The organism is Rhodococcus sp. PD04, from assembly GCF_035918275.1.
GTDB classification, from domain to species: Bacteria; Actinomycetota; Actinomycetes; order Mycobacteriales; family Mycobacteriaceae; genus Rhodococcus; species Rhodococcus rhodochrous.
In genome coordinates this window covers 2,805,088-2,815,722 of record NZ_CP142143.1, presented here as the reverse complement: position 1 = coordinate 2,815,722, position 10,635 = coordinate 2,805,088, and the positions used below count along the sequence as shown (strand labels likewise).

The following is a 10,635-nucleotide window of genomic DNA, read 5'->3' as shown; positions in this document are numbered from 1 at the left end:
GTCGCCCCTCTACCGTCGCGGCAGCGGTGCGGAACCGCGGGTGACCTCGGAAATCGTTCCCCGCAGGCGATCAATCGCGTTTCGATAACGTTTTCCCGACGGTCGGGAGGAATGTCCTGTTCGTGACCGGCGTGACGAATGAGGTCGCCTCCGAAGCCGGATCGGGCTCGCCGGAAACGCCCCGAAACCGGACAGCTCTCCTTATTCTCGAAGCGGCCGTCACCTTCGTGCCCCCGTGCCGCGACCCGTGCGTGATCGGATCGCGACCGGATCGTCTCGTCCCGCCCGCTCGACCCGATTCGAAGGAGCCCGAGATGTTGCGTCGCCGATCCGCCCCGCTCGTCACCGCCCTGCTCGCCGCGGCCCTGCTCGCGGCCCCCGCCCAGGCCGCCGCCGACACCGCCCCGCCGGGGGTGCCGCTCGATCAGCTGCGCGCGGAGGTCGCCGACTCCCCCGAGACCCTCGCCGCGCTCGAGCGGCTCGTCGCCGACTCCGGCTCGGCGGATCCGTTCGCGCCGCCGCCGAAGAACATCCCGCAGCCGTTCTCGTCGCCCGCACCCACCGTCGGTCCGGGCTGCGGCGGCGGTTTCGTGCCGTTCGCGATGACCACCGCGTGGGTGCATCCCGGCCCGCACGGTCAGGTGCCGTTCGGGTCGATCGAGGTGTTCGTCGAACCCACCGCCGGTGCGCCGGTGACCGCCTCGGACCTGAAGTTCGTGTGGATCAACATGGAGAACATCCGGGCCGGGGTCGCCACCCTCGACAACAACGGCGGCGGGCTGCAGTCCGCGGTGATCGACAGCGGTCCCGGCGCGGTGCTCGGCGCCCTGTTCGGCTCGCTGCAGTACGCCAACGGCGCGTTCTGCCAGGTGATCTACACCATGGGTGGCTTCTTCGCCTGAGCCGGCGCCCCCGGATCGGGGCGGTCAGCGCAGTCGTTCGGCGTCGCGGGCCAGATCGAGCAGCTCCGCGCACAGGGCGGTCAGCTCGTCGGCCGCGGCGCCCTCGGCGACCGCGGTGGCGACGTCCTCGGCGGCGCAGCGCACCCGGAACGCGCGGTCGGCGAGGGCCTCGACCTCGCCGGCGGTGAGCACCACCGAATCCTCGGGCAGTCCGGCGCGGCGGGCGCTGCTGCGCTGCTCGTAGGCGCGTTGCCGGCACGACTGGCGGCAGTAGCGGCGTCGCCGGCCGGTGCCGATCTCCGGTACCGGGCGCCCGCACCACAGGCACGTGCTCGCTCGGGTGTCACGTCCGGTCACGAGCGTCACTGTACTGCCCGCCCGCACCCCCGGCGGGGCGGCGGGAATCCCGGACGCACGGGCCGGTGCGGGCACCGTGCGCGCGGCGGTGCGGCGGGTCGGTAGACTGGCCCCTCGGCTCCTCGGTGGGCCGCGGGAACGGAATCGGCTCCGCAGACGTTGAGCACAGTGGACGTCGAGCTCGGCGTCGATGCCGCACGGCATCGTCACCCGGGCGGAGCACACAAGGAAGGACACCACCATGGCAGATCGTGTACTGCGAGGCAGCCGACTCGGGGCGGTGAGCTACGAAACCGACCGCGACCACGATCTGGCGCCGCGGCGAATCGCGCGCTACCGCTGCGACAACGGCGAGGAATACGACGTGCCGTTCGCGGACGACGCGGAGATCCCCGGCACCTGGATCTGCAAGAACGGCCTCGAGGGCACCCTGGTCGAGGGCGCCGCACCGGAGCCGAAGAAGGTCAAGCCGCCGCGCACGCACTGGGACATGCTGCTCGAGCGTCGCTCCATCGAGGAACTCGAGGACCTGCTCAAGGAGCGTCTGGACCTGCTCAAGGCCAAGCGCCGCGGCGCCTGACACCTGCGCCGCCGAACACGTACGTGTGCCGCCCCGGACGATCGTCCGGGGCGGCACACGTCGTTACGGACCCCGCAAGCGCAGCCCGACGGGACGGTGGTTCCGCGAATTCGGTTGCGGCCCCGCCACGAATCGATCAATCGTCGATATCGGCCGGACGGTGCGTGCAATCATGATCGCACGCCGATCGATCATGATCGGCACGCCCGATCCACGACCTTCGCGCCGGTGCTCCGGCGGGTCGCTTGCAAGGGGGTGAGTGTCCGTGACCGACCGTCACCACACTGCGGCGGACGCGCCGTCGACACAGGCCGCCGCCGAATTGGCCGACCTGCGTGCCGAACTCGACGACATCGACCGGACCCTGCTCGACGGGATCCGCGCCCGCCTCGAGGTGTGCGGACGCGTCGCCGAACTCAAGCAACGCCACGGCCTCGACGTGCTGCAACCCGGCCGCATGGAGGTCGTGCACCGCCGCGCCCAGGACTACGCGTACCGGCACGGCCTGTCCGGCGACTTCGTGCGCTCGCTGTACACCCTGCTCATCGACGAGGCGTGCCGGGTCGAGGACCGCATCGTCTCCGGCGGCGCCACCGCGGACCGGGTCGGCTCCGGTCGCCGCGGCGACGGCACGAACTGAGGCCCGTCGTGTCCGCGCCCCGACCGATCCGCACGGTGTTGATCGACAACTACGACTCCTTCACCTACAACCTCTACGACCTGATCACCCGCGTCAACGGCATCCCGCCGCGGGTGCTCACCAACGATCGCAGCTGGGACGAGCTCGTCGCCGAACCGTTCGACAACATCGTCATCTCCCCCGGCCCGGGTCGACCCGACCGGGCCCGGGACTTCGGGATCAGCGCCCGCGCCCTCACCGACGCCGGGGTGCCGCTGCTCGGGGTGTGCCTGGGCCATCAAGGGCTGTGCCAACTGTTCGGCAGCGCCGTGATCACCGCCCCCGAACCGGTGCACGGCCGCACCAGCCCGATCCTGCACGACGGCACCGGCCTGTTCGCCGGGCTGCCGTCGCCCTTCGAGGCGGTGCGCTACCACTCGCTGATCGCCGACCCCGTCCCCGACGAGCTCGTCGCCACCGCCCACACCCCGGACGGGTTGCTCATGGCCGTCGCGCACCGGCACCGCCCGCTGTGGGGGGTGCAGTTCCATCCCGAATCGATCGGCACCGCCCACGGCGCGCAACTGCTCGCCAACTTCCGCGACGCCACCCCGCCGCGCAGCCCGATCACCGTCACCGCCCCCGCCGATCCGGAACCGGCACCCGAACCGGCCCCGCGCTATCTGCTGGCCAGCCGCCGGCTGCCGCTGCACCCCGACCCGTCCGCCGTCTACGAGGCGCTCTTCGCCGCCGGCCCGCACGGCTTCTGGCTCGACGGCAGCGCCGCGCTGGAGCCGCAGTCGCGGTTCACCGTCCTCGGCAACGGCGCCGGACCCCGCGCCGACTACCTGACCTACCGGGTCGGGGAGGGCATCGTGCGCGAACACCGCGCCGACGGCACCGTCGAGGAACACCGCCGCCCCGTCTTCGACCATCTCACCGCCCGCCTCGCGGAGCGCCGCGTCGCCGCCCGCGACGACCTGCCGTTCGGGTTCGCGCTCGGCTATGTCGGCTATCTCGGCTACGAACTCAAGGCCGACGCCGGCGCGCAACTCGTGCACACCTCCCCCTACGCCGACGCCGCGCTGGTCTTCGCCGACCGGGCGGTGGTCGTCGACCACGACGACCGCTGCTGCTATCTGCTCGCCCTGACCGAGGACACCGACGATCCCGAGACCCTCGCCTGGTTCGACGCGACCGCCGCGATCCTGTCGGCGCTGCCCGAACCGGCGATCGACGAGCAGACCCCGGTGCCGCTGATCGGCGCGGACGGTGGCCCGCAGCTGCGGCTGCGGCACTCCCCGCAGCGTTATCTCGATCTGATCGCCCAGTGCCAGAACGAGATCCGCAGCGGCGAGACCTACGAGGTGTGCCTGACGAACACCGTCACCGTCGACGGCGGCATCGACCCGCTGAGCACCTACCGGGCGTTGCGCCGCATCAGCCCCACCCCCTACAGTGCGCTGCTCGACTTTCCCGAGGTCGCGGTGCTCAGCGCGTCCCCGGAACGGTTCCTGCGCATCGACGCCGACGGCACCGTCGAATCGAAACCGATCAAGGGCACCCGCCCGCGCGGCCGCACCCCCGGTGAGGACGCGGCGCTGCGGGACGGACTGCAGGCCAGCGAGAAGGACCGCTCCGAGAACCTGATGATCGTCGACCTGGTGCGCAACGACCTGTCGCGGGTGTGCGTGCCCGGCTCGGTGCACGTGCCGGCGCTGTTCGCGGTCGAAACCTATGCGGCGGTGCATCAGCTGGTGTCCACGGTGCGCGGCAGGCTGCGCCCGGACGTCTCGGCGGTGGACTGTGTGCGCGCCGCCTTCCCCGGCGGATCGATGACCGGCGCGCCGAAGCTGCGCACCATGGAGATCATCGACAAGCTCGAGGACGGCCCCCGCGGGGTGTACTCCGGGGCGATCGGGTATCTGTCGCCGACCGGCGCCGCCGACCTGTCGGTGGTCATCCGCACCCTCGTCGCCACCGCCCACGAGGTCACCTTCGGGATCGGCGGGGCGATCGTGGCGCTGTCCGATCCGGACGACGAACTCGAGGAGACCCTCGTCAAGTCCGTGGTGATGCGCCGCTGCCTCGCCGCGGCCCGCGACACCACCCCGACCGACGGGACCGATGCGATCGGCTCCGCGGACCCGGATGATCTCGTCGACGGGCCACCGGTGCTGCCGGGGCGGGCCGGGCCGTGACCACGCCCGGCCGGGTGATCGTCGCCGGCGGATGCGGCGCCGTCGGCGCCCTGCTCACCGCCGCGTTGCGCGAGGCCGGCCGTCAGGTGCTCGTCGTCGACCCGGCCGCCGACCCGGCCACCCCCGACATGCTGCGCGCCGATCTGACCGCCCCCGACACCCGCCTCGCCGCGGCTCTCGACGGCGCCGACATCGTGGTCCTCGCCGTCCCCGACGTCGTCGCCGGTGCCGCCCTGCCGGTACTCGCGCGGCTGCTGCCCCCGCACACCCTGCTGGTGGAGACCCTGTCGGTGAAGACCCCGATCGCCGCGGCGCTGCACACCTACCGGCCCGGCGCCCCCGCGCTCGGCATCAACCCGATGTTCGCCCCCGACCTCGGGTTGCCCGGCCGGCCCGTGGTGGCGGTGCGTCACCACGACGCTCCGGTCGTGGCCGAGTTCGTTGCGGCCCTGCGCGACTGGGGTGCGGCAGTGGTCGAGACCACCGCCGACGAACACGACCGCATCACCGCCGCCGTGCAGGTGCTCACCCACGCCGCGATCCTCGCGTTCGGCATCGCCCTCGACCGGCTCGACGTGCCGGATGCCGCCGCCCGGGTCGCCGCGCCGCCGCACACCGTGCTGCGGGCGCTGCTCGCCCGCGTGTCCGGGGGCACCGCCGAGGTCTACCACGACATCCAGCTCACCAACCCGTACGCCGCCACCGCCCGCCGCGCCCTCGCCGACGCGGTCGCCGATCTCGACGCCGCCACCGACGCCCTGCCCGATTTCGCGGCGCTGCTCGACCGGGCCCGCGCCGCGCTCGGCGACGGGCAACCCGCCGCCGCGCAGCTGTGCGCGCAGCTGTTCGCGGCACTGCCCCGCGATCCGGGTGCGGTCGGCGGTCCGAGCGAGGAAAGGAGCCGGACATGAACGAGTCCGACATCCCCGGCCCGCAGCTGCGCGCGCCGGAACTCCCGCAATACGACCCGTCCGATCCGGCGGAGAGCGCGGTGATCGCCGGGCTGACCCGCTCGTGGCCGCGCCGCGCCGCCGTCAAGAAACCCGAGGTCGATCTCGATGCGCTGTTCGAGGCGGACCGCGCCGACTATCCCGAGCAGATGCTGCCCTTCGCCGAGCATCCGCGTTATCTCGCGCTCGACGAGCAACGGCAGGCGCGGCTGCGGGCCTGGGCGTGGATCGCCTACAACAAGAGCGTCGTCGACATCGAACAGCACGTCGTCAACCCCGGCTTCGCGTTGATCACCGAGGACGCGTTCGGCATCGGCCCGTCCGACACGGTGGTCACCGGGGTGCTGCAGGCGATGGTCGACGAGCAGTACCACACCCTCATGCACCAGCAGGCCAACGTGCTCACCCGCCGTCGCCGCGGCTGGGCGCTCCCGGAGTCGGTGCTGCCACCCTGCCCGACCGTGCGGGAGCATCGCGCCGCGGTCGCGCGCGCCGAGACCCCGCGGGATGCGGCGCTGGTGCAGCTGGCGTTCACCACCGTCGCGGAGACCTCGATCAGCGCCTATCTCGCGTTGCTCACCACCGACCCGGAACTGCAGCCGGTCAACCGCGCGACGGTGGCGGTGCACCGCCGCGACGAGCTGTGCCACGCCTCGCTGGCCGGTGGGCTGCTCACCGCGGTGCTCACCGAACTCGACGACACCGATCGGGTGCGGCTGCTCGACGCGCTCGGCACCGCGGTCGCGGCGTTCACCGGCTCCGACACCTCCACCTGGGCGGCGATCATCGCGCACGAGAACATCCCCGGCGGCGACGAGCTGGTCGCCGACACCATCGCCGTGACCGAGGGTCGGCCGGTGGTGCAGGACTGCAGCGCCATCCGCCGGCTGTGCGCGGGCCTGGGGCTCGGAGAGGAACTCGACGCCCGCTGGCCGTGGCCGCGCAGCGGCTAGCTCATCAGCCGCGCAGCGCCTGATGCATCAGGTGTGGCCGGTTCAGCGGCCGAGCAGTGCCCGCAGGCGCGCGAGGCGGCTGCGCAGCCCCCACACGGTGACCCGGACGAGGGCCTCCTGCACGATGTTGCCGTTCATCTTCGACTCACCGATCTCCCGTTCGGTGAACGTGATGGGCACCTCGGCGACGGTGAACCCGGCCTGGAGGGTGCGCCACGCGAGATCGACCTGGAAGCAGTAGCCGTGCGAGGCGATCGCGTCGAGGTCGAGCTTCTCGAGCACCTCACGACGGTAGGCACGGTAGCCGCCGGTGATGTCCTGGATCGACACCCCCAGCGCGAGACGCGAGTAGATGTTGCCACCGCGGGAGAGCACCTCGCGGTGCCACGGCCAGTTCACCACCGTGCCGCCGGGCACGTACCGGGAACCGAGCACCAGATCGGCGCCGGCATCGACCTTCTCCAGCAGCAGGTGCAGCTGCTCGGGGGCGTGGCTGCCGTCGGCGTCCATCTCCACGAGCACCGTGTAGCCGTGCTCGAGCCCCCACCGGAAACCGGCGATGTAGGCGGCACCGAGACCGTTCTTCTCGGTGCGGTGCAGCACCGCGATGCGCTCGTCGGCGGCGGCGAGTTCGTCGGCGAGGTCACCGGTGCCGTCGGGGCTGCCGTCGTCGACGACGAGGACGTGGGTGTGCGGCAGCGCAGCGTGCAGCCGCGTGATGATCCGACCGAGGTTCTCCCGCTCGTTGTAGGTCGGAATGATCACCAGGGTGCGGGCGCTGGGTGCGCTGTCGTTCCCGGCCGGCGTCGCCGCTGCCATCAGAGGTCCTCCTTGTCGAACCGGCCACCGGCCGGTGCTCCTGCTGCGCCGGTGCTGGTGCGAGCTGCCGCACCGGCCTTCTCCCGCCGTCCTCGCACCAGGGCGAAACCGGCGGCGGCCACGGCCGCGGCGCAGAGCACGAGCTCCGGCGCCACTCCGAGCCGACTAGCCAGCGTAACGTCTGCGCGCAAGGGCACCTGCGCCACCAGGGCATCGGGCACGAACAACGGTGTGCTCTGCTGCACCCGACCGTCCGGTTCGACGATCGCGCTGACCCCGCTGGTCGCCGCGACGATCACGGCCCGGCCGTGCTCGACGGCCCGCAGCCGCGACATCGCCAGCTGCTGGTAGGTCATCTCGGTGTCGCCGAAGGTGGCGTTGTTCGTCGGCACCGCCAGCAGCTGCGCGCCGGCGTCGATCGAATCGCGGAACGCCCGATCGAAGGCCACCTCGTAGCAGGTCGCCACCCCGATGTCGATGCCGCCGGCGGTCACCATGCCGTCCCCGTCGCCGGGCACGAAATAACCGGCGCGGTCCGCGTACTCGGAGAACAGTCGGAAGAACGACCGCCACGGCAGGTACTCGCCGAACGGCTGGATGATCTTCTTGTCGTGCCGCTCCCCCGGACCGGTCTGCGCGTCCCACACGATCACCGAATTGGTGGTGGTCCGGTCGCCGTTGGCGAGCACCGCCCCGACGAGGATCGGCGCGTCGATCGCGGCGGACGCGGCGGAGATGTCGCGGGCGGCATCGGCGTTGCGCAGCGGGTCGATGTCCGAGGCGTTCTCCGGCCAGATCACCACATCGGGGGCCGGGGCCCGCCCGGCGGCGACGTCCTCGGCGAGCGTGAGGGTGCGGGCGACGTGGTTGTCGAGCACCGCCTTGCGCTGGGCGTTGAAGTCCAGGCCCAGGCGCGGCACGCTGCCCTGGATCGCCGCGACCGTCACCGTCGACGACTCGTCGGTGGTGGTGCGCACCAGCGGCCACGCCGCCGCGGCGAGCAGCGGCCCGAGCAGCGTCACCGCGACCGGCGCCGTCCAGGCCCGCGCCGGGCGAGCACGGCAGGAGGCGGTCAGGGCGAGGGCAGCGAGCCCGGCGCCGGTCGCGGCGACGGCGAACGACACCAGCGGGGCACCGCCGACGACGGCGAGGGAGACGAACCCGCCGTCGGGTTGCCCGAACGCCAGCCGACCCCACGGGAATCCGCCGAACGGGACACTCGAACGCAACCATTCGGTCAGGCTCCACGCCGCCGCGATCCACAACGGCGCGACCGGCAGCGACCGCAGGTGCACCACCAGCGCCCCGAACAGGCCGACGAAGACCGCCTCGGCGGCGGCGAGCGCCAACCACGGCAACGGACCGACATAGACGCCGATCCAGGGCAGCAGCGGCACCAGGAAACCGAGGCCTGCGAGATAGCCGTAACCGAACCCGGCGCGTCGCCGCATCGGCACTGCAGTCGATACACCGACCAGGAGCGCGATCCCGACCGGGGCGAGGAACCACAACGGCCGCGGCGGGAACGACGCGAACAGCAACAGTCCCGCGACGACGGCGAGCAGCGCCCGCAGCGCGACGACACGCACCGCCCGCGCGGTGACCGTGGCGAAGGGTCGGCCGGTCACCGCGCGTACACGACCCGGCCGCGGTGCACACTGCGCACCAGCACCGGATCGGCGGTGCCCGGGGTGAGATCCGGCAGCGGCGCCACCCGCGACCGCGGATCCGTCGACCACCGCTGCACCGAATCCTTCGGGGCGCTGACCACCAGCTCCCCGACCTCCCAGATCGCATACGACGCCGGCGCCCCCGGATCGAGGGTGCCGGCCATCCCGTCGCGCACCCCACCGGCGCGCCACGCACCGCGGGTCGCGGCGGCGAACGCCGCCCGCGGCGAGATGCCGCTGCCCTCGGTGCGGTGGTGCACCGCCGCCCGCAACATCGGCCACGGCCGCGGCGCCGTCACCGGCGCATCGGAGCCGAACGCCAACGCCAGACCGGTCGCCGCCAGCGGCGCGAACGCATTCAACGCCGCGGCGCGTTCGACACCGAGCCGCTGCGCGTACATCCCGTCCGGCCCGCCCCACAGGGCGTCGAAGCTCGGCTGCATGCTCGCGATCACCCCGTACCGCGACAACACCTCCGCCTGCGCGACCGTGAGCGACTCGACGTGCTCGAGCCGATGCCCGCGCGCGGCGAGCGCCGGTCCCCCGACCTCCGCGGCGACCGTCTCGAACGCCGCGACCGCAGCGGTGGTCGCGGCGTCACCGATGACGTGGAAACCGGCCTGGATGCCCGCCGAGGTACACGCCCGCACGTGCGCGGTCAGCTCGTCCTCGGTCAGATAGGTGGTGCCGCAGCAGTCCGGCAGATCGTCGTAGGGGCGGGCCAGCGCGGCGGTGTGCGAACCGATCGACCCGTCGGCGAACAGATCCCCGCCGAGCGCGTCGGCACCGGTCTTCGCGAGCAGCTCCGCGGCCTCCTCGCCGGTGCGCACCGCCTGCCCCCAGTAGCCGCGCACCTGCACCGGATGGTCGGTGCCGAGCAGTTCGGTGAAGTCGTCGAGCCCGGAGATGTCGGGGCCGGCGCATTCGTGCACCGCGACGTACCCGTGCGCGGCGAAATCATCGAGGGCCGCCAGCCGGGCGCGGGCGCGCTGCGCGGCGGTCAGCCCGCGGCGTGCGGCGCCGCGCACCGCGTGGTGCGCCGCGGCGGTCAGCGGCTGCTGCGGATCGAACCCGGCCAGCTCGTCGAGGGGTTCGGCGGCGGCCCGCAACGCGGTCGACGCCGCCGCCGAATGCGCATCGATCCGGCCGAGATAGACGAGCCGGGCCGGGGCGGCGGCATCGAGGTCGGCGGTGGTCGGCGGCGTCGGGTCGGGCCAGCGGGTCTCGTCCCAGCCGTGCCCCCAGATCACCGCGTCGTCGTGCGCCTCGGTGTGCGCGCGCACCCGGCGCAACGCGTCGTCGCGGTCGACGGCGTCGGTCAGGTCCAACCCCGTCAGCGCCAGGCCGTGGCTGGTGGTGTGCACGTGGGTGTCGACGAAACCGGGGGCGACGAACGCGCCGTGCAGGTCGACGATCTCGGCGTCCGGGTGCAGGGCGCGGCCGGGCCGGTCCTGCCCGACCCACACGATCGTGCCGTCGGTGACGGCCATAGCGGTGGCATCGGGGGCACTGGCGCTGTAGATGCGGCCGCCGACGAGAAGCTGGGTGTGCGGTGCAGGGCTCACGAGTGCCCAGTCTGCCCGG

General features: G+C 72.8%; 10 protein-coding genes. 6 read left to right on the top strand and 4 right to left on the bottom strand.

Annotated features, from left to right (window positions below; genetic code table 11):
- Positions 1-314: 314 nt before the first annotated feature.
- A complete protein-coding gene (locus U9J23_RS13060) occupies positions 315-902 on the top strand; it encodes a hypothetical protein (RefSeq protein ID WP_059384199.1) in 588 nt (195 codons plus the stop codon).
- Positions 903-926: 24 nt separating this feature from the next.
- On the opposite strand, the gene U9J23_RS13055 is transcribed toward U9J23_RS13060, so the two are convergent.
- The gene (locus U9J23_RS13055; protein ID WP_059384169.1) at positions 927-1,268 is read right to left on the bottom strand and encodes a hypothetical protein; all 342 of its coding nucleotides are present in this window, start codon (positions 1,266-1,268) and stop codon (positions 927-929) included.
- Positions 1,269-1,500: 232 nt separating this feature from the next.
- Between U9J23_RS13055 and U9J23_RS13050 the strand changes: the two genes are divergently transcribed.
- The 5 genes from U9J23_RS13050 (at position 1,501) to U9J23_RS13030 (ending at position 6,562) form a co-directional block, all read left to right on the top strand.
- On the top strand, positions 1,501-1,839 hold the full coding sequence (locus U9J23_RS13050) for an RNA polymerase-binding protein RbpA (RefSeq protein ID WP_026061850.1): 339 nt from the start codon (positions 1,501-1,503) through the stop codon (positions 1,837-1,839).
- A gap of 265 nt (positions 1,840-2,104) precedes the next feature.
- Positions 2,105-2,479, top strand: a complete 375-nt coding sequence (locus U9J23_RS13045; RefSeq protein WP_230825434.1) for a chorismate mutase — start codon at positions 2,105-2,107, stop codon at positions 2,477-2,479.
- Positions 2,480-2,487: 8 nt separating this feature from the next.
- Positions 2,488-4,659 (top strand): aminodeoxychorismate synthase component I, encoded by a 2,172-nt coding sequence (gene pabB / locus U9J23_RS13040; protein WP_230825433.1) that lies wholly within the window; start codon positions 2,488-2,490, stop codon positions 4,657-4,659.
- A complete protein-coding gene (locus tag U9J23_RS13035) occupies positions 4,656-5,570 on the top strand; it encodes a prephenate dehydrogenase (RefSeq protein WP_059384172.1) in 915 nt (304 codons plus the stop codon). The genes pabB and U9J23_RS13035 overlap by 4 nt, the downstream gene beginning before the upstream one ends.
- The gene (locus U9J23_RS13030; protein WP_059384173.1) at positions 5,567-6,562 is read left to right on the top strand and encodes an AurF N-oxygenase family protein; all 996 of its coding nucleotides are present in this window, start codon (positions 5,567-5,569) and stop codon (positions 6,560-6,562) included. Before U9J23_RS13035 ends, U9J23_RS13030 begins: the two co-directional genes overlap by 4 nt.
- A gap of 42 nt (positions 6,563-6,604) precedes the next feature.
- On the opposite strand, the gene U9J23_RS13025 is transcribed toward U9J23_RS13030, so the two are convergent.
- The 3 genes from U9J23_RS13025 to U9J23_RS13015 are packed head-to-tail and all read right to left on the bottom strand — an operon-like array spanning position 6,605 to position 10,616.
- On the bottom strand, positions 6,605-7,381 hold the full coding sequence (locus U9J23_RS13025) for a polyprenol monophosphomannose synthase (RefSeq protein ID WP_059384174.1): 777 nt from the start codon (positions 7,379-7,381) through the stop codon (positions 6,605-6,607).
- Positions 7,381-9,009, bottom strand: a complete 1,629-nt coding sequence (lnt, locus tag U9J23_RS13020) for an apolipoprotein N-acyltransferase (protein ID WP_179161838.1) — start codon at positions 9,007-9,009, stop codon at positions 7,381-7,383. Before lnt ends, U9J23_RS13025 begins: the two co-directional genes overlap by 1 nt.
- Positions 9,006-10,616: an amidohydrolase gene (locus U9J23_RS13015; RefSeq protein WP_229579260.1), complete on the bottom strand. Its 1,611-nt coding sequence runs from the start codon at positions 10,614-10,616 to the stop codon at positions 9,006-9,008. The genes lnt and U9J23_RS13015 overlap by 4 nt, the downstream gene beginning before the upstream one ends.
- Between the last annotated feature and the right edge of the window lie 19 nt (positions 10,617-10,635).